Origin of the sequence: Rhodococcus sp. Leaf233, from assembly GCF_001426165.1 — a bacterium.
Classification (GTDB): domain Bacteria; phylum Actinomycetota; class Actinomycetes; order Mycobacteriales; family Mycobacteriaceae; genus Rhodococcoides; species Rhodococcoides fascians.
In genome coordinates this window covers 639476-657203 of the sequence record NZ_LMRO01000009.1, presented here as the reverse complement: position 1 = coordinate 657203, position 17728 = coordinate 639476, and the positions used below count along the sequence as shown (strand labels likewise).

General features: G+C 65.1%; 17 protein-coding genes. 9 read left to right on the top strand and 8 right to left on the bottom strand.

From position 1 onward, the window contains the following. The first annotated feature begins 209 nt into the window (after positions 1-209). Positions 210-500, top strand: coding sequence for a chorismate mutase (locus tag ASH04_RS13795; protein ID WP_027496010.1), 291 nt, complete (start codon positions 210-212; stop codon positions 498-500). A 44-nt stretch (positions 501-544) separates the two neighbouring features. Here the strand turns inward: ASH04_RS13795 and ASH04_RS13790 are convergent, their stop codons facing one another. Then, positions 545-1996 (bottom strand): NAD-dependent succinate-semialdehyde dehydrogenase, encoded by a 1452-nt coding sequence (locus ASH04_RS13790; protein WP_057473963.1) that lies wholly within the window; start codon positions 1994-1996, stop codon positions 545-547. A gap of 83 nt (positions 1997-2079) precedes the next feature. Between ASH04_RS13790 and pgi the strand changes: the two genes are divergently transcribed. Together pgi and ASH04_RS13780 are read left to right on the top strand one after the other, a co-directional pair. Continuing rightward, positions 2080-3729 carry a glucose-6-phosphate isomerase gene (gene pgi / locus ASH04_RS13785; protein ID WP_057473732.1) on the top strand — a complete coding sequence of 550 codons (1650 nt, stop codon included), beginning with the start codon at positions 2080-2082 and terminating at the stop codon, positions 3727-3729. 140 nt (positions 3730-3869) lie between these two features. Next, the gene (locus ASH04_RS13780) at positions 3870-4880 is read left to right on the top strand and encodes a type IV toxin-antitoxin system AbiEi family antitoxin domain-containing protein (protein WP_057473731.1); all 1011 of its coding nucleotides are present in this window, start codon (positions 3870-3872) and stop codon (positions 4878-4880) included. A gap of 10 nt (positions 4881-4890) precedes the next feature. Here the strand turns inward: ASH04_RS13780 and ASH04_RS13775 are convergent, their stop codons facing one another. Both ASH04_RS13775 and ASH04_RS13770 read right to left on the bottom strand, forming a co-directional pair. Beyond that, positions 4891-6507, bottom strand: a complete 1617-nt coding sequence (locus tag ASH04_RS13775; protein WP_057473730.1) for an acyl-CoA dehydrogenase family protein — start codon at positions 6505-6507, stop codon at positions 4891-4893. Further along, the gene (locus tag ASH04_RS13770; protein ID WP_057473729.1) at positions 6494-7096 is read right to left on the bottom strand and encodes a TetR/AcrR family transcriptional regulator; all 603 of its coding nucleotides are present in this window, start codon (positions 7094-7096) and stop codon (positions 6494-6496) included. Before ASH04_RS13770 ends, ASH04_RS13775 begins: the two co-directional genes overlap by 14 nt. Positions 7097-7156: 60 nt before the next feature. On the opposite strand from ASH04_RS13770, the gene ASH04_RS13765 reads away from it, so the two are divergent. From ASH04_RS13765 to ASH04_RS13755, 3 genes are read left to right on the top strand one after another with little or no spacing between them, the layout of a single operon-like run. Continuing rightward, on the top strand, positions 7157-7921 hold the full coding sequence (locus ASH04_RS13765; RefSeq protein WP_027496004.1) for a crotonase/enoyl-CoA hydratase family protein: 765 nt from the start codon (positions 7157-7159) through the stop codon (positions 7919-7921). Further along, positions 7918-9174, top strand: coding sequence for a hypothetical protein (locus tag ASH04_RS13760; RefSeq protein WP_057473728.1), 1257 nt, complete (start codon positions 7918-7920; stop codon positions 9172-9174). Before ASH04_RS13765 ends, ASH04_RS13760 begins: the two co-directional genes overlap by 4 nt. Before the next feature lie 16 nt (positions 9175-9190). Next, complete coding sequence (locus ASH04_RS13755; protein WP_057473727.1) at positions 9191-9436, top strand: DUF2630 family protein; 246 nt, start codon at positions 9191-9193, stop codon at positions 9434-9436. Between the two features lie 100 nt (positions 9437-9536). Here the strand turns inward: ASH04_RS13755 and ASH04_RS13750 are convergent, their stop codons facing one another. Then, positions 9537-10295, bottom strand: a complete 759-nt coding sequence (locus tag ASH04_RS13750; protein ID WP_032381715.1) for an SDR family oxidoreductase — start codon at positions 10293-10295, stop codon at positions 9537-9539. A gap of 29 nt (positions 10296-10324) precedes the next feature. Here ASH04_RS13750 and ASH04_RS13745 point away from each other — a divergent pair, with 29 nt between their 5' ends. Then, positions 10325-11755 carry a dihydrolipoyl dehydrogenase family protein gene (locus ASH04_RS13745; RefSeq protein ID WP_057473726.1) on the top strand — a complete coding sequence of 477 codons (1431 nt, stop codon included), beginning with the start codon at positions 10325-10327 and terminating at the stop codon, positions 11753-11755. A 5-nt stretch (positions 11756-11760) separates the two neighbouring features. On the opposite strand, the gene ASH04_RS13740 is transcribed toward ASH04_RS13745, so the two are convergent. Further along, positions 11761-13167: an APC family permease gene (locus tag ASH04_RS13740; RefSeq protein ID WP_057473725.1), complete on the bottom strand. Its 1407-nt coding sequence runs from the start codon at positions 13165-13167 to the stop codon at positions 11761-11763. A 60-nt stretch (positions 13168-13227) separates the two neighbouring features. On the opposite strand from ASH04_RS13740, the gene ASH04_RS13735 reads away from it, so the two are divergent. Then, on the top strand, positions 13228-13836 hold the full coding sequence (locus ASH04_RS13735) for a TMEM175 family protein (protein WP_027495998.1): 609 nt from the start codon (positions 13228-13230) through the stop codon (positions 13834-13836). Next, a complete protein-coding gene (locus ASH04_RS13730; RefSeq protein ID WP_228139160.1) occupies positions 13833-14606 on the top strand; it encodes an IclR family transcriptional regulator in 774 nt (257 codons plus the stop codon). The genes ASH04_RS13735 and ASH04_RS13730 overlap by 4 nt, the downstream gene beginning before the upstream one ends. On the opposite strand, the gene ASH04_RS13725 is transcribed toward ASH04_RS13730, so the two are convergent. From ASH04_RS13725 to ASH04_RS13715, 3 genes are read right to left on the bottom strand one after another with little or no spacing between them, the layout of a single operon-like run. Further along, positions 14594-15583: a 2-hydroxyacid dehydrogenase gene (locus ASH04_RS13725; RefSeq protein WP_057473724.1), complete on the bottom strand. Its 990-nt coding sequence runs from the start codon at positions 15581-15583 to the stop codon at positions 14594-14596. The genes ASH04_RS13730 and ASH04_RS13725 overlap by 13 nt on opposite strands. Further along, the gene (locus ASH04_RS13720) at positions 15580-16503 is read right to left on the bottom strand and encodes a hydroxymethylglutaryl-CoA lyase (protein ID WP_057473723.1); all 924 of its coding nucleotides are present in this window, start codon (positions 16501-16503) and stop codon (positions 15580-15582) included. The genes ASH04_RS13725 and ASH04_RS13720 overlap by 4 nt, the downstream gene beginning before the upstream one ends. Further along, positions 16504-17715 carry a CaiB/BaiF CoA transferase family protein gene (locus tag ASH04_RS13715; protein WP_032365946.1) on the bottom strand — a complete coding sequence of 404 codons (1212 nt, stop codon included), beginning with the start codon at positions 17713-17715 and terminating at the stop codon, positions 16504-16506. It abuts the gene before it with no gap. Positions 17716-17728: the final 13 nt, after the last annotated feature.

Below are 17728 nucleotides of genomic sequence, written 5' to 3'. Positions count from 1 at the left end.
TGCGTCATCGCTTGCGTCGGATCGGCCACTGCGCAGCCGGACGAGCGGGAGCCTGTCGACAGTCGTAACGCCCCAGCTTTCCGGCGGGAATCTCGTCGATCTCGGACCTTCGAGACGAAACCCAGCCGACAGCCGCTGCAGTTCCGAATACGAAAGGCGTAACGGTGCCGGACGACGCAACGATCCAAGATGTGACCCGAGGAGAGACGATGGCTATGACGACGAAGATCGATTCAGAGACTGCATTGCCTTCCAGCGAAGCCGAGATCAACGACCTGCGTCAGGAGATCGACCGTCTCGACGCCGAGATCCTCGCGGCAGTGCGGCGTCGCTCCGAGGTCTCGCAGATTATCGGACGCACCCGCATGGCGTCCGGCGGCCCGCGCCTCGTGCACAGCCGTGAGATGAAAGTTCTCGAGCGCTTCAGCAGCCTCGGTCAGGAAGGCCACACGCTGGCCATGCTCCTGCTCCGCCTCGGCCGCGGTCGCCTCGGCCACTGACCGAACCCCGGTTGGGCGCGCGGGATGCACGCCCAACCGATGCTTTACTTCAGTGCGATGTACTTGGTCTCGAGGTATTCCTCGATTCCCTCGGATCCGCCCTCACGGCCGAATCCGGATTCTTTGACTCCACCGAACGGTGCTGCCGCGTCCGAGATCACTCCGCGGTTGACACCCACCATGCCGCTGTCGATCGCGTCGGCCACTCGTAGCGCGCGATCCAGGCTCTCGGTGTAGATGTACGACGCCAGGCCGTACTCGGTGGCGTTGGCTGCGTCGATTCCTTCCTGTTCGGTGTCGAATCCGACGATCGGGGCCACCGGGCCGAACACTTCTTCCTTCAGAATGCGCGCCGACGTCGGCATGTCGGTGAGTACGGTCGCCGGGTAGAAGTAGCCGTCGCCACCCGGTGCGCTACCGCCGAGCGCTACCGTCGCGCCCTTCTCCACGGCATCGTCGACGAGTTCCTGCACGGTCTCGAGCTGGTCTGCGTTGATCAGCGGTCCGAGCTTGGTGTCGGGGTCGACGCCGGGTCCGAGCTTCATCTCGGACATCTTCGCCACCAACTTGGTGGTGAATTCCTCACGCACGCTGTTGTGCACGTGCAGACGGTTCGCCGCCGTGCAGGCCTCGCCGCCGTTGCGCATCTTCGCCAGCATCGCGCCGTCCACTGCGTCGTCGATGTTCGCGTCGTCGAACACGACGAACGGGGCATTGCCACCGAGTTCCATCGACGTCCGTAGCAACCTCGTCGCGGACTTTTCGACGAGCGACTTACCGACGCCGGTGGATCCGGTGAACGTCAGCTTGCGCAGTCGAGGATCTTCCAACAGGGGTCCGGTGACGTCGCCGGACTTCGACGTCGTCAGCACCGAGAGCACGCCCTCCGGTAGACCCACCTCGTCGAAGATCTGCGCGAGCAGCAGCATCGTCAGTGGGGTCTCTCGGGCCGGCTTGACCACGATGGTGCAGCCGGCGGCCAGGGCAGGGCCGATCTTCCTGGTGCCCATCGCCAACGGGAAATTCCACGGGGTGATCGCCAGTACCGGGCCGACCGGAGCCTTGGTCACGAGAATGCGGCCGTTGCCCGCCGGGGCCGGGGTGTAGCGACCACCGATGCGCACCGCTTCCTCGGCGAACCACCGGAAGAACTCCGCACCGTATTTGACCTCGGCCTTCGACTCCGCGAGGGCCTTGCCCATCTCCAGGGTCATCAGCAGCGCGATGTCGTCGGCACGTTCGGTGACCTTCTCGAACGCCGCTCGAAGAATTTCACTGCGTTCGCGGGCAGGTGTTGCCGCCCAGCTCTTCTGCGCCGCAGCAGCCGCGTCGAGGGCCTTCATCGCGTCGGCCGGGGATGCGTCGGCCACGTCGGTCAACGGCTTACCTGTAGCGGGGTCGTTCACCGGGAACGTCTTACCGCCCTCGGCGTCGACGACCTTGCCGCCGATCCACAGTTTTGCCGGAATCGATTCGATCAATGCACGTTGGTCCATACCGTCCATGATGCCTCCGCAGCGCCCGATGCAAACGACAAACGACGCGCGCATGACTCGGCACCGGATTACTGTTGGTTCGTATGAGCGTCGATATCACCGGCACGGATGCCTGGCAGAAACTGACCGATCACCACTCCGAGATTGCCGATACTCATCTCCGAACTCTGTTCGCCGATGACGCCGACCGAGGGCGCACCTTCACCCTCGCCGCCGCGGATCTTCACATCGACTACAGCAAGCATCGCGTCACCAGCGAGACTCTCGCCCTGCTGATCGAACTGGCCCGCACCGCAGACGTCGAAGGCAAGCGCGACGCCATGTTCGCAGGCGAGCACATCAACACCTCCGAGGATCGCGCTGTTCTGCACACCGCGCTGCGCCTTCCCGCCGATGCGTCGTTGACCGTCGACGGCCAGGACGTCGTCGCCGATGTGCACGAAGTCCTCACGGCCATGGGCGAATTCACCGATCGCGTGCGTTCGGGCGAATGGGTCGGTGCCACCGGCGAGAAGATCTCCACAGTCGTCAACATCGGTATCGGTGGATCCGATCTGGGCCCGGTCATGGTCTACAACGCACTCCGTCACTACGCCGACGCGGGAATCTCGGCGAAATTCGTCTCGAACGTCGACCCCGCCGATCTCGTCGGCGCGCTCGACGGACTCGACCCGGCGTCGACGCTGTTCATCATCGCCTCCAAGACCTTCTCCACACTCGAGACGCTGACCAACGCCACCGCGGCCCGCCGCTGGCTTGTCGACGCACTCGGTGAGGACGCCGTCGCCAAGCACTTCGTCGCCGTGTCCACCAACGCCGAACGCGTCGCGGACTTCGGCATCGACACCGACAACATGTTCGGCTTCTGGGACTGGGTGGGCGGACGCTATTCCGTGGACTCGGCAATCGGACTGTCGGTCATGGCCGTTGTCGGCAAAGAGGCATTCGCCGAATTCCTCGACGGCTTCCACCGAATCGACGAGCACTTCCGGTCGACGCCTCTCGCCGAGAACGCACCGGTGCTGCTCGGCCTCATCGGCCTGTGGTACAGCAACTTCTTCGGCGCGGAAACCCGTGCGGTGCTGCCGTATTCGAATGACCTCTCGCGCTTTGCGGCCTACCTGCAGCAGCTGACGATGGAGTCGAACGGCAAGTCCGTCAAGGCCGACGGCTCCCCCGTCACCACCTCCACCGGCGAGATCTTCTGGGGCGAGCCGGGCACCAACGGACAGCATGCCTTCTACCAATTGCTGCACCAGGGAACACGTTTGGTGCCCGCCGACTTCATCGGCTTCGCCGAGCCCACCGACGATCTCCCCACCCGCGACGGCACCGGCTCGATGCACGACCTGCTGATGAGCAACTTCTTCGCCCAGACCAAGGTGCTGGCCTTCGGCAAGACGGCCGAGGAGATCGCCGCCGAGGACACACCCGCAGATGTGGTGCCGCACAAGGTGATGCCGGGCAACCGACCGTCCACCTCGATCCTCGCCCCCAAACTCACCCCGTCCGTCGTCGGACAATTGATCGCCCTGTACGAACACCAGGTCTTCGTCGAAGGCGTCATCTGGGGAGTCGACTCCTACGACCAGTGGGGCGTCGAACTCGGCAAGACCCAGGCACTCGAACTGACCCCGGTACTCACCGACGCCGAAGCCCCTGCCGTGCAATCGGATTCATCCACCGACGCCCTGGTGCGCTGGTACCGGGCGCAGCGGGGTCGTTCGGCCTGAGTTCGGTCGGCCTGAGGTCGGTCGGTGGATCTACGGCCCTGGTAGGAATCTACGCACCCTGCAGGCGGTGCGGATTCCTGAACGGGCCGTAGATTGCCGCTCGGCGGATCCAAACAGGTCGGTCGTGCGTCCAATCGAGCATGGACTTCGACCAACGTGGGCTCTTCACCCGTGCCGATGCGCTCGCGTCGGGGTGCACCGATGACGACCTTCGCCGGGCACGCGCACACAAGTCCATCGTTGCAGTCCGTAGAGGCTGGTTCGTTCGAGGGGATGTGTTCGCAACACTGAACTCCGCGCAGCAGCATGCACTCCTGGCTCAGGCGACCTATGCCGATTCCGGTGACGACGTCGTGCTCAGCCATACATCCGCAGCGGTGGTTCTCGGACTCGACGTGTGGAACTTGCCGCTCGACACGGTGACGATGACCAACCGTCGCGGCCACTCGGGCAAGCGCAGTCGACGCCGGTTCCTCCACGGCACCGATCTACTGGACGACGAGTGGCTTCATCTCGACGGTATGCGTGTCACACGCCCAGCGCGCACAGTCGTCGACGTCGCCAGGACTCATCCACTCGAGGTTGCGGTGTGTCTCGGTGATCGAGCATTGCGCCACGGCCTCACCACGATCGAGGAACTCGAGAAGTATTGCGAAGCAGCGCAACACCGAAGTGGTGCCGGACGCGCCAGACGTGCTGTCAGCGCGATGAGTGCGCGTAGCGACAGCGTCGGCGAGAGTCGATCGCGACTGATCCTGCGGACAGTGTCGACTCCGCTGACCAATCAGACGATCTTCGACGAAGACGGTCGACGCATTGCCCGTACCGACTTCCTGTTTCCCGACCTGGCCGAGGTGATTGCCGAGTTCGACGGAGAAGACAAGTACGGTCCGCAGCCACGGCAAGCAATCATCGCGGAGAAGAATCGCCACAACCGGCTCGCCGAGCAAGGCAGGACCGTCTTCAGATTCGACTGGCGGGACCTGTCGACTCCGCACGTCATCATCGACCGGCTTGATGCTGCCCATCGGCGCGCGTTGCTCCTCGGTCCGCCGAGTGGACGGTACGCCGAGCTACCCCTCCCCACAGCTACGGCGCTCGTAGGAATACGCGCACCCTACAGGCGGTGCGAATTCCCACGAGGGGCGTAGATCCGCCGCATCACACCCGCGCCAACACAGCCGCCGTATCGACTCCGACGGGCAGGGTGCCGAAGGCAATGCCCCAGTCTCGGTCGAGTCGACTGGCGCAGAAAGCGTCGGCGACAGCGGAATTCCCGTGCATCACCAGCTGCGCACCTTGGAAGGTCAATGCCATCAGTTCGACGACGCGGCGGGCGCGGTATTCCATGTCGGAGGTGTCGGAGAGTTCTTTCCCGACGCGGGCGATGGCGTCGTCGAGGCGAGAGTCCACACCCGACGCCTTGCCGATCTCACCGAAGAACGCCTCGACGCTGTCGGGTTGACGGGCCAGTGCGCGGAGCGAGTCGAGTGCGGCGACGTTGCCCGAGCCCTCCCAGATCGACATCAGCGGCGATTCGCGGAACAACCGAGGCATGCCCGATTCTTCGACGTAGCCGTTGCCGCCCAGGCATTCGAGTGCTTCGGCGGCGTGGGCCGGCGCTCGTTTGCACACCCAGTACTTGGTGATGGCCAGAGCAATTCGGCGCAGCGAGCTCTCCTGCTCGTCGCCGCGAGCGGAACCGTCGGTGGCCTGCGCCAGGCGGATCATGGCCGCGGTCGCCGCTTCGGATTCGATGGTCAGGTCTGCCAATACGTTTCGCATCAGAGCGTGATCGATCAGTTGCGCACCGAAGGCAGCTCGGTGACGTGCGTGATGCACCGCGCGGACGGTGGCGTTGCGAATACCGGCAGCAGAGCCGATGACGCAGTCCAGCCGGGTCATGTTCACCATCTCGATGATGGTGCGCACCCCGCGGCCCTCCTCGCCGACGAGCCAGCCGGTCGCACCGTCGTACTCCAGTTCTCCCGAGGCGTTGGACTTGTTGCCGAGCTTGTCCTTCAAGCGCTGCAACATCATTCGGTTACGGGTGCCGTCGGGCAGCACCCGCGGCAACATGAAGCACGACAGCCCGCCCGGTGCCTGGGCCAAGGTGAGGAACATGTCCGACATCGGTGCCGAGGTGAACCATTTGTGACCGACGATCGAATAGGTGCCGTCCGACGACGGGGTAGCGGTGGTGGTGTTGGCGCGAACGTCCGAGCCGCCTTGCTTCTCCGTCATCGACATACCGGCGATCAAGCCGCGTTTGCTCGACGGCTCGCGCAGCCCGAAGTCGTACTCCCGGGACGCGAGCAGAGGCTCGAACTGCGCGGCGAGAGAGGGGTTGTGCCGCAACGCCGGTACGACGGCGTAGGTCATCGAGATCGGGCACATGTGGCCTGCTTCGGCCTGTCCCCATACGTAGAATTTCGCGGCGCGGGCCACGTGCGCACCCACTCGGTCGTCCGTCCACGGGCTGGCGTGCAGTCCGTGCTGCACCGCGACGGTCATCAGATCGTGCCAGTGCGGATGGAATTCGACCTCGTCGACGCGATGGCCGTACCGATCGTGAGTCCTGAGCACCGGCGGGTTCTCGTTCGCGAGCCTGCCCCACTCCTGGGCCTCGACTCCGCCTGCGAGAGCGCCCAATCGCCGCACCTCGTCGCGCGCCCAACCGCCGCCGGCTCGGTCGAGGCCGTCCAGCAGCGAGGCGTCGTCGGACACGTCGTAGGGCGTCAGGTCGGTCGCCTGATTGAAGACCTCATGTGTGTTCATCTCGAACTCCTAACGCACGCAACGAATAAGCGACGAGACCGGGGACCACGTCCACGGACTCGTGCGAGGACAACGGACCGACCAGCACCTCGCCGACGGCACCCACGAGGCCGGCGGCCGAGATCGCCGCGTCCTGATCGGGAATTTCCCCGGCCGCGATTCCTGCCACGATCGCGTCGGCGAACGCAGCGGTGAATTTGCGCCGGAACACCAACCGCTCGGCGTCCACTGCTGGATCGACCGGTTCGGCGAGCAGCGCGTAGGCCATCGTGCGGTTCTTCAGGGCCCGCCCGGCGAAGGTCTGCACCACCGCGGCGACTCGCTCGGATGTGCTGCCGTGTGCGGCGACGGCGACCACCGCAGCCACTTCTCGGGTGCAGACCTGCCGGAAGATCTCGACGACCAGGTCGGATTTGCCGTCGAAGTGGGTGTAGACGCTGCCCGCGGACACGCCGGCGGCCGAGGCGACCGAGGCCACCGACAGGCCGGCGTATCCCTTGGTGGACAGGACCTCGACGGCGGCAGCAAGCAGTTTCGTTCGGCCGGCATCGAGCCGGGCCTGCACTGCGGGTGTTCGCCGGTAGGGCATTGAAGGATTGAAGCACTGATTCAATGCTTCACGCAAGGGGACTCGAGTAGGTTCGTAACCATGCCGGTACGGATCGAACGATCAGGCCCCGTCACCACCGTGGTCCTCTCACGCCCGGAGGCACGCAACGCCGTCGACGGGCCCACTGCTCAGGAACTCACCCAGGCCTTCGAGGAATTCGATGCCGACGAATCCGCGTCGGTTGCCGTGTTGTGGGGCGAAGGAGGAACCTTCTGCTCGGGTGCCGATCTGAAGGCGCTCGGCACACCCAGGTCGAACCACGCGACCGAACACGGCGACGGTCCGATGGGCCCGACGCGAATGCGGTTGTCCAAGCCGGTCATCGCCGCGGTGTCGGGATACGCCGTCGCGGGTGGGCTCGAACTCGCCCTGTGGTGCGACCTACGCATCGCGGAGGACGACGCCACGTTCGGCGTGTTCTGTCGGCGCTGGGGCGTGCCCCTGATCGACGGCGGCACAGTGCGATTACCGCGCATCATCGGCACCGGACGAGCGATGGACATGATTCTCACCGGACGCGCCGTGGCCGCCCAGGAGGCGTTGGACATCGGTCTGATCACCCGGGTGGTTCCGGTCGGCCGTGCCCGATCCGAGGCCGAGGCGCTGGCCGCCGAACTGGCATTGCTGCCCCAGACCTGCATGCGCGAGGATCGGCTGTCCGTCCTCGAGCAAGACGGCCTCGACGAGGAAGCCGCGCTGAAGAACGAGTTCCGGCACGGTGCCATCTCGATCACCGCCGACGCGCTCACCGGAGCGAGTCGGTTCGCCTCTGGCGCGGGGCGACACGGTACCCCCAGTCCGTGACCTCGACCCGCCTGTCGGTGATCGACGAAATCTTTCTCCGCACACACCGCGGGTACGGCACACCGATTGCACTGCAGGGTATTTGGCGTACTGCCGAGTCGGTGACCCAGGACGAACTCGATCGGGTACACGCTGCGCTCGCACGTGGGCAGCTGGGTCGACAGGTCGGCGTGCCTCGCATCCCCGGTGCCAGGCTCCGATGGGACGTCTGTTCCACCTCGCTGCCGCTGACGGTCGCCTCCGAGCCGGTCGACGACGCCATCGAGTGGGCCGACCACCAGGCCGATGTGCAGTTGGATCCGCAATACGGACCGGGCTGGCGGTTGACGGCAGCTCCGCTGACCGGCGGCGGTACCGTCGTATCGCTGGTGTGCTCGCATGCGCTCGCCGATGCCCGTGGGCTCATCGACGCTGCCGCACAGTCGTTTTCGGGCTCGGTAGAAACCGAACCGATCGCCTCCCCCGGTTCGGATGCAGCGGACGCTCTGCGCATGATCGTCACCGTGCTCGTGCGGTCGATCGTCGCAACCGCTCGACTGTGGGTCAGTGCGAAGGCTCGGGCCGAGCTGCGCGCGTTCACGGCATCCGACTCGAATCGCACACGCCCCCACCGTGTTCGACGGGCCTTCTCGGTGGTCGTGGACGTCGATGCAGCGCAGTGGGATTCGGCTGCCGAGCTCGGTGGTGGCTCACCCAATTCGTTGTTCGTGTGCGTCGTCGCCGCGACCATGGCAGAACTCGGCTCACCCACGGTGACCGTCGACATCCCCTTCCGCACCGGATCCGGCGACGCGAACTCGATCGGGATGGCCACCGTCGACGTTCGCGGAGACGATTCGCCGACGGCAGTGCGCGCGGCGTGTAAAGCTGCCTTCGCCGCGCCCGTCGGAGCGCCCGCGGGGTACCCGCCCGAGGTTGTCCAACTGCTCCCCCACCGCCTTGCGGCGAAGTTGACGTCGACGCCGGGGCGCGGAGAAGTGTTGTGCTCCAACATCGGCGACATTCCGAACGCTCTGACGACCCTCGGCCCACATCGATCCTGCGGTCTGGCCACCCGCGCGATCCACCCCGCACCGACGGGACCGATCCCTCTGTCGACGATCAGGCTGTCGACCTACCTGTCCCGGATGGACGGGCGCTACACACTCTCCCTGGTGTGCACCGACGACGTGCTGGTCGGATCGGCGGCAGAGCTCACTGCAGCGGTGCACCGCGCTCTGGCGCGGCGAAACCTGGCCGGTGCACCCTGGTAGGTCTACCGTTGCAGCCATGAACGAGCACGATATCCACACCAAGATTCAGCAGCTGATCGCCACCGAGCACAAGCTGCGCACCGACACCCAAGCCGGCGAGATCGACCCCGAGACCGAGAAGGCGCAGCTCGCGTCACTCGAACACGCCCTCGATCAGTGCTGGGATCTGCTTCGGCAGCGCCGCGCACGCATCGACGCCGGCAAGGACCCCGACTCGGCGACGGCCAACAGCGTCAACCAGGTCGAGGGGTATTTGCAGTAACTCTGGTCGTTCCGCAGGCTCCACTCCTGCAGTAACCGGGTCATTCCGCAGGCTCCACTCCTGCATCGAACCGGTCATTCCGCAGGCTCCACTCCTGCAGTCAGACCATTCGATCCGTCAGCACGTTCGGCAGGAACCGCAGCGCCGCGTCGATGCCTCGCCATTTCAGGCCGGGCAGCGCGGCGCGGCGCGTTTCGCTTTCGATGGCACGGACCATCGCGGTGACGCCTTCGTCCAGAGTGGCTGTGAGAGCAGCACTGTCGCCTGCGCCGGCCGACATGTCGGTGGCGATGAAGCCCGGCAGCAGCGTCGTGACGACGATGTCGGTTCGGGCCAACTCGGTGGCCAACGATTCTCCCAGAGAGGCCACCGCCGCTTTGCTGGCCGAGTAGGTCGCCTTGGCACCGGGCAGACCTCGATCGGCGCTGATGGACGAGACGAACACCAGGTGCCCGTGCTTCTGGGCCCGAAATATTGCCAACGCAGCCTCGGCCTGCGACAGCGCACCGACGAAATTGGTGCGCGCTGTCTGCAGATTGGCGTCGGCGCGACCGGATCCGATTTTCGCACCCTTGCCGAGTCCGGCATTGACGACAACTCGATCCAGGCCGCCCAACTCGTCGCGCAGTTCGCCGAACACCGTCACCACGGCATCGTGATCGGTGACGTCGAGGGCGCGCACAGCCACGGTGATCCCGGGATGCTGCGTCATGAGTTCGGAGCGGAGCTCGTCGAGCCGCTCGACCCGTCGCGCACAGAGCGCGAGATCCCGGCCCATGCCCGCGAAGCGGCGCGCCATCTCCTCGCCCAGTCCTGAACTCGCGCCGGTGATCAGAATCTTGCTCCGAGTGGTCGCCATAAGCGGGGAGCCTATGTCACTGTGGAGCAATGGCCCCAGAGAGCTCGGAATTCGATGTGATCGTCATCGGCGGAGGACCCGTCGGTGAGAATGCCGCGCAGTACGCGATACAAGGCAGCAGCCGCACCGCCGCCATTGTCGAACACGAACTCGTCGGCGGCGAATGCTCGTACTGGGCATGCATGCCCAGCAAGGCGCTCCTGCGGCCGAGCGAGGTGCTCGATACCGCCCGAAACATGCCGGGCGTGAAAGAACTGGTCGGCGATCAGCCCCTCGACGCCGACGCCGTATTGGCTCGACGCGAATCCTTCACCCACGGCCTCGACGACTCGTCTCAGGTGTCGTGGGCCGAGTCCGCAGGCATCTCGGTGATCCGGGGCCACGGACGGCTCAGCGGCGTCAAGACCGTCGAGGTCGACGGCAGAACGCTCACAGCTCGGCACGCGGTGGTGCTGGCTACCGGCACGACCGCGTCGGTACCGAACACGCCTGGTCTTCGCGACGCCCGGCCGTGGATCTCCCGCGACGCCACGAACATTCACGAGACCCCCGGCCACGTGGCCATCATCGGCGGCGGTGTCGTCGCGAGCGAGGCAGCGACATGGCTGCTGTCCCTGGGGGCGAAAGTCACGATGATCGTGCGCGGCTCGTCCCTGCTGGCCGGCTCCGAGCCGTTCGCCGGGCAGCTCGTCGCCGACGCACTGAAACAACGCGGCGCAACGATCATGCTCGACGCGTCCCTGACGGCCGTGTCGCGGCAAGATCCCGCTGACACCGGCGTCGGCCGAATCCACGGTGGTCCGGTCACTCTCACAGTCGGCGGCGAGGACCTCGTCGTGGACGAGGTGCTGGTCGCGGCGGGCCGCTCCCCGGCGAGCTCGGATCTGGGACTGACCTCCGTCGGTCTTCCCGACGGCAGATACGTCGACGTCGACGACCACCTCACTGTGGGGGACCACGACTGGCTCTATGCCGTCGGCGATCTCAACGGCCGGGCACCGTTGACGCACATGGGCAAGTATCAGGGACGGGTGGCCGGTGACGTCATCGCCGCCCGGGCCGAGGGAAAGCCGCTCGATCACAAGAAGTTTCGCGCCACCGCCGACCACGGACAGATTCCCCAGGTCGTGTTCACGCCCCTCGAGGTCGCCTCGGTCGGGCTCACCGAGGCCAAGGCGCGCGAAGCCGGTATCGACGTCGAGATCGCGGCCCAGGACATCGCCGTCGCGGGTTCCTCCCTACAGCAGGACGACTATTCGGGTCGTGCGCAGTTGGTGATCGACAGGGCCACCGACACTCTTGTCGGGGCGACCTTCGTCGGGCCGGGGGTGGCGGAATTGGTGCACGCGGCCACCGTTGCCGTGGTCGGGAAGGTATCGCTCGACGATCTGTGGCATGCGGTGCCGTCGTATCCGACGGTCAGCGAAATCTGGCTCCGGCTACTCGAATCGCGCCGGTGACAGGTTCAGCTCCGCGCATATGCCGCAGCTATGCCTGCGTAAGTTGTCGGGTCGGTTCGCCTCAGGCGTAGAGCCACCAGGACCCCGAGGATCGCTGCGAGGATCAGCACCACCGGTACCGCGTTGACGACGGCAGAATCGGATCCGGTGAGCACGCTGTAATGCGTTCCGGCGAGGATCAATCCGGTCGTGAACCCGAGAAATCCGATGCCCGGGGCAATCGCGGTGCGCCACACGGATCGATCGGGATGGCCGATGAAGAACACGACCACCGACAGTGCCGCGGCGGCCTGCAGCGCGATGACACCCAGAGTGCCGAGGCCGATGGCACCGGCCGCATAGCTCAGGTAGGGGTCGGCACCGGCCACCGCGAAGCCCGTCAGCGATACCGCTGCCACCACCGATGCGGTGATGCTCCCGATATGCGGGCTCGCGTGCCGCGGGTGAATTCGGCCGAGCCCCACCGGAAGTACACGCTCACGCCCCAGCGCGAACAGATAACGACTGGCGGCGTTGTGCACCGCCAGATACGACGCGAGCACGCTGGTGCACAGCAGCGCTGCGGTGCCGTCGTACAGCACGGTTCCGCCGTACTCACGCGCCAGCGTGAACAGTAGGTTGCCCAGTTCGGTCTGGGCCAGCGCCGGAGCGTCGACACCGCCTGCCGCACCGACGACGATCCAGCTCGTCGTGACGTAGAAGACCGCGATGATCGACACCGCAATGAACGTCGCACGCGGGATGCTCCGCCGCGGGTCCTTGGTCTCCTCCCCGTACAACGCTGCGGATTCGAACCCGATGAAGCTCGAGAAGGCGAACATCATGGCGATACCGAGCGAACCGGAGAACACCTGAGTGGGTGTGAACGACTCCAGTGGCACTGCGGCAGCGCCCTTCTGCCCGACGACCAAGCCGTCGAACACCACCAGAAAAGCGAACTCCAGCACCATCAGTGTCCCCAAGACCTTGGCGGAGAGGTCGGCATTTCGGAACCCGAGAATTGCCACGATCACCACGGCAACGCCGGTGAAGACGTACCACGGAATATCGATGCCCGAATCGGCGAAGACCAGATGGGTGAAATAGCCGAATGCTCCCGAAAGCCCGCACGCAAGTGACGTATATGCGACAACTGCGACATATGCGGCAGCAATTCCGGGCGGTTTACCCAACGCGAGACCGATGTAGGTGTAGAACGCCCCGGTGCTGTACACCTGCTGTGCGATCGCCGCGAAACCCACCGAGAAGCACAGCAGCACAATTGAACTGATCGCGTACGCGGCAGGCAACCCAGCCCCGTTTCCGCGAATCAAGGCCAGTGGCACGTTACCGATCATGGCCGCCATCGGTGCTGCGGCAGCAACCACCAGAAACACCACTCGCCCGGTGGTCAGAGTACGTCGCTCGGACATCGTTGGGACGCTACCCGTACTGGGAGCACAATGCTGACATGGAATACGAGATGGGCTGACATGGAATATCAACGCGGTTTCGAGAGACTGGTCAATTTCAGCGATGCCGTGGTAGCCATCGCGGCCACGCTGTTGGTTCTACCGCTCGTCGAGTTGGCCGACCCTGGCCGGAGCGACAGCTTCGTGGACGTCTTTCGTGAGCACGGTGTGGAATTCTATGCATTCGTCCTGAGCTTTCTGGTGATCTTCACTCAATGGCTCAGCCACCACCGCGTCTTCCGAAATCTGATCGGCTACACACCTGCACTGATGTGGATCAATTTCGTGTGGCTACTGTCCATCGTGTTCCTCCCCTTTCCGACGAAGCTGATCGCCGAGAAGAACGGATACGACTCGAGTTCGTCGACGCTGTACGTCGCCACAATCGCTGTCTCCGTCATCGCCATGTTCGTCGCGGACGTCGTCGTCTCGCGGCACCCGTCGATCGTGGCCGCTGACTCTCGCGACGTGGAACGAGTCCGCACCGGCGCCGTCGGCTCGGCGTTGATCCTGATCGCGTTCGGTCTGGCGTTCACACCACTCGGCCTGTGGTCACTGCTGATCCTGCTGCTGGCCAAGCCGATCAACCACTTCGCCGATCGACGCACTACACGTAGATTGGTCGAGTGACCGAGAATTCGCCGAAGCAGCAGCCGCTTCTCGTGCTGGGCAAGATCACCGAGATTCTCGATGCGTTCTCGTTCGATCGCCCGGCCATGACGCTGGGCGAGATTCAGCAGAGCACCGGGCTGCCCACCTCGACGGTGCAGCGTCTGGTCACCAACCTGGTTCAACAGGGCTTCCTGGATCGAGGCGGCGATCGCATCCGCATCGGGGTGCGGATGGCGTACTGGGCCGCGACGGCGACCAAGGATCTCGACGTGTTGTCGGTCGTCAATCCGATCCTCAAGGACATGCGCGATCTGACGACCGAGACAGCGTGCTTCTTTCGGCCCGAGCAGAACTACCGCGTGTGCGTGGCCATTGCCGAGACGCGGCATGCGTTGCGACGAGACATGTACGTCGGCAAGGTCATTCCGCTCAGCGCAGGATCGGCCAGCCGTGTCCTACTGGCCTGGGACTCGGAACTGGCCGAGCGTGTTCTGTCCCGCGAACTCGAATCGCTGACCGAGCAGACGGTGACCGAGGCCGAGACGATGCGGGAACTGTTGGCGCAGACAAGGTCCGACGGCTACGCGATCACCACCGGTGAGCGCGAAACCGGCGCATCGGGGCTGTCCGCTCCGGTGTTCGATTCGGCCTCGGACATCGTCGGTGCCGTCACCATCAGCGGCCCGACATTACGGATGCCGCAGTCGCAGTGCGAGGCCTGGGTGGACCTGCTGATCTCGCATGCCGAACAGATCACCCGGACCCTCGGCGGCCGCTACCCTGCCTGACCCCAGGCCTCGGGATTGACCGGGTGCGGCGGGAGCTCACCGCGCAGCATCGCCACGGCATTGGTGGCGCACAGGCGCGCCATCTCCGAGCGCACCGAGACCGTCGCGCTGCCCACGTGCGGTAGGAGCACGGTATTGGACAGTTCGGCCAGGCCCGGTTCGAGCGCAGGTTCGCGTTCGTAGACGTCCAATCCTGCTGCAGCGATAGATTTCTCACGTAGAGCAATCACCAGCGCTGCCTCGTCGACCACTGGCCCACGCGCGGTATTGATCAGAATCGCCGACGGCTTCATGGCCTCGAACACGGCAGCATCGACCAGATGCCGGGTGGAGTCCGACAACGGGACGTGCAGCGACAGAAAGTCACTCGTTGCGACGATCTCGTCCCACGCCGCATGTTCGATGCGGCCGGCGAACTCACCGAGTTCGTCGTCGGAGACCTCTCGGTCGCCGGGCGGCCGGGGGCAGAACTTCACCGTCATTCCGAAACCCAGTGCCCGCCGAGCGGTGGCCCGAGCGATACGACCGAAACCGGCAAGGCCGAGCACACGGCCCGAGACATCGCTGCCCAGCAGCAGTTCGGGCTCCCACCCGGTGAAGGATCCGGACCGAACGAAGGCATCGGCCTCGACGGCGCGGCGGGCCGTGGACAGAATGAGGAGCATCGCGATGTCTGCGGTCGAATCCGTCAGCACACCTGGAGTGTTCGCGGCGGTGATTCCGTGGCGTGTGGCGGCCGCGATGTCGATGTTGTCGAATCCGACGGCATAGTTGGATATCCCGACGAGTGATGCCGAGGCCAGCAGCTTCGCATCGAACCGGTCGCGCAACTGCGAGACGACCACGGAATACGTACCCGATGCGCAGGCGTCGAGAAGCTGCTCGTGGTCCAACTCGCGGAGGTCGACCTCGCCGGCAGCCCGCAGAATGTCCATGCCGGGAGCCGGGATTTCCGACGTGACGAGAATGCGGCTCATACGACCCACTCGAACACGTGCGCCTCGGACCTGGCACCCTGCACGGTTTTCGATCGCATGGGCTCCTCCAGTTCGGCCAGCAGGCCCTCCGACAGAGAGACCATGCGTGCCAGCGTCTTCGGCTCGAACCAATCCGGCCTCGTCGCGAAGAGAATGTCCTCGGACGAGGTGTTGCCACTGGCACCGGGGGCGAAGGGGCAGCCGCCCAGTCCGCCGAGCGAACCGTCGACCATCGCGGCTCCGGCCGAGATGGCGGCGAGAGTGTTCGCGACGCCCAGACCCCAGGTGTCGTGACCGTGGAACACCACCCGGCGGTCCGGAGTTTCCGCGCGCACCCGTGAGATCAGCGACGACACCTGAACCGGTACTGCCTGTCCGAGGGTGTCGCAGATGACAATATCCGTTGCGCCCGTAGCTCGTTCGTCGTTGGCGATCTCGATGACCCGATCCGGCGGTACCTGTCCCTCGAAAGGACAGGTGAACGACGTTGCGATACACAGCTCGATCTGTCCGCCCACCGAGCGGGTGATGTCGACGGCATCGGGCATCGCGGCCAGCGACACCTCGGTGGTGCGCCCGATGTTGGCCTGGTTGTGTGAGTCCGACGCGGAGAAGCAGTACTGGAAGTTGCGAGCCCCTGCAGCAGCGGCCTTCTCGACGTGGCGTGGAGTGGCGACCCACACCCAGCATCGCTCGAGTTCCTCGGCGGTCAGCTCGCCGATGACCTCGAGGGTGTTGGCCATGGGCGGCACTTTGTCGCCGCGTGCCATCGAGCCGACCTCGAGTGCCGGCACGCCGAGTTCGATGAGGGCCCTGATGATCTCGAGTTTGCGTTCGGTGGGGAGCATCTTGCCGGTGAGCTGTAGTCCGTCGCGCATCGTGACGTCGCGTAGCTCCGCGGTGGGGGTGAATCGGTACATCTACAGGCCCATCTCTTCGTCGGTCCGGCCGAGCAGCGTCGACAGTACTTCTCTGGTGTGCTCGCCCAGATCCGGCCCGACCGAACGGATCGGCAGGGATGCATCACCGATCACCGGGACAACTCCGACGAACCCGACGTCGGTGGGCTCTCCCTGGCCGGTGTCGACCGGAAAGTGCTGAATCATGTTGCGGGCCGCGTACTGTTCGTCGGCGACGATGTCCGCAGCGGTGTAGATCGGACCCGACGGCACCCCCGCGGCATCGAGTATCTTCAATGCCTCGGCGCGCGAACGCAATCCGGTCCAAGCCGAGATCGCGGCGTCCAGCTCGTCCCGGCGACGCCACCGGCCGGCGTTGGTCGCCAGGTCCGGATCGGCTCCCAGATCGGGACGGTCGATGGTTTCCATGTAACGCTGGAAGATGGCGTCGCCGTTACCGGCGATGATGATCGAGTGACCGTCGTTGCACGGGTACGCATTCGAGGGCGCGATGCCCTCCATCCGGCCGCCCGTCCGTTCACGTTCGACGCCGTAGGCCAGATAATCCGGGATCAGCGACTCCATCATCGACAGGATGGATTCGTTCAAGGCCACGTCGATGGAACGCTGTTCGAGCGACAACGGGTCCGATTTCTCTGCTGCGCGCTGCGTCTGTCGCTGGAACAACGCCATGACACATCCGAACGCCGCATAGAGACCGGCGATCGAGTCGCCGATCGACACACCGACCCGCACGGGCGGCCTGTCCGGATCACCGACGAGGTTGCGGAAACCGCCGTACGCCTCTGCCACAGCGGCAAATCCGGGTCGCTGCGACATCGGACCGGTTTGCCCGAATGCCGAGATGCGCGTGATGATCAGCTCCGGATTGGCGGCACTGAGAACCTCGGGCGAGATCCCCCACTTCTCGAGTGTGCCGGGCCGAAAGTTCTCCAGCACGATGTCGCAGTGCGCGGCGAGGTCGACCACATCTTTGCGGCCCTGCTCGGTGCGCAGGTCCAACACGATCGATTTCTTGTTCCGGTTGATCGTGCGGTACAGCATCGACGTCGTACCGGAATACAGCCGCCAATTGCGCAATTCGTCGCCGGTACCCGGCCTTTCGACCTTGATCACCTCGGCACCGAAATCGGCGAGCATCCTGGCCGCCGTGGGTGCGGCGATGTAGTTGCCGAGTTCGAGAACTCGAACTCCACTGAGCGGCAATGCCATTGTGTTCCTTTCG

Excerpts from the sequence above, each read along its gene's own strand:
- ASH04_RS13775 (WP_057473730.1), bottom strand. The coding sequence starts at position 6,507 with ATGAACACACATGAGGTCTTCAATCAGGCGACCGACCTGACGCCCTAC.
- ASH04_RS13755 (WP_057473727.1), top strand. The coding sequence starts at position 9,191 with ATGAACGAGCACGATATCCACACCAAGATTCAGCAGCTGATCGCCACC.
- ASH04_RS13795 (WP_027496010.1), top strand. The coding sequence starts at position 210 with ATGGCTATGACGACGAAGATCGATTCAGAGACTGCATTGCCTTCCAGC.
- ASH04_RS13715 (WP_032365946.1), bottom strand. The coding sequence starts at position 17,715 with ATGGCATTGCCGCTCAGTGGAGTTCGAGTTCTCGAACTCGGCAACTAC.
- ASH04_RS13790 (WP_057473963.1), bottom strand. The coding sequence starts at position 1,996 with ATGGACCAACGTGCATTGATCGAATCGATTCCGGCAAAACTGTGGATC.
- ASH04_RS13720 (WP_057473723.1), bottom strand. The coding sequence starts at position 16,503 with ATGTACCGATTCACCCCCACCGCGGAGCTACGCGACGTCACGATGCGC.
- ASH04_RS13740 (WP_057473725.1), bottom strand. The coding sequence starts at position 13,167 with ATGTCCGAGCGACGTACTCTGACCACCGGGCGAGTGGTGTTTCTGGTG.
- ASH04_RS13750 (WP_032381715.1), bottom strand. The coding sequence starts at position 10,295 with ATGGCGACCACTCGGAGCAAGATTCTGATCACCGGCGCGAGTTCAGGA.
- ASH04_RS13735 (WP_027495998.1), top strand. The coding sequence starts at position 13,228 with ATGGAATATCAACGCGGTTTCGAGAGACTGGTCAATTTCAGCGATGCC.
- pgi (WP_057473732.1), top strand. The coding sequence starts at position 2,080 with ATGAGCGTCGATATCACCGGCACGGATGCCTGGCAGAAACTGACCGAT.
- ASH04_RS13745 (WP_057473726.1), top strand. The coding sequence starts at position 10,325 with ATGGCCCCAGAGAGCTCGGAATTCGATGTGATCGTCATCGGCGGAGGA.
- ASH04_RS13725 (WP_057473724.1), bottom strand. The coding sequence starts at position 15,583 with ATGAGCCGCATTCTCGTCACGTCGGAAATCCCGGCTCCCGGCATGGAC.
- ASH04_RS13765 (WP_027496004.1), top strand. The coding sequence starts at position 7,157 with ATGCCGGTACGGATCGAACGATCAGGCCCCGTCACCACCGTGGTCCTC.
- ASH04_RS13780 (WP_057473731.1), top strand. The coding sequence starts at position 3,870 with ATGGACTTCGACCAACGTGGGCTCTTCACCCGTGCCGATGCGCTCGCG.
- ASH04_RS13770 (WP_057473729.1), bottom strand. The coding sequence starts at position 7,096 with ATGCCCTACCGGCGAACACCCGCAGTGCAGGCCCGGCTCGATGCCGGC.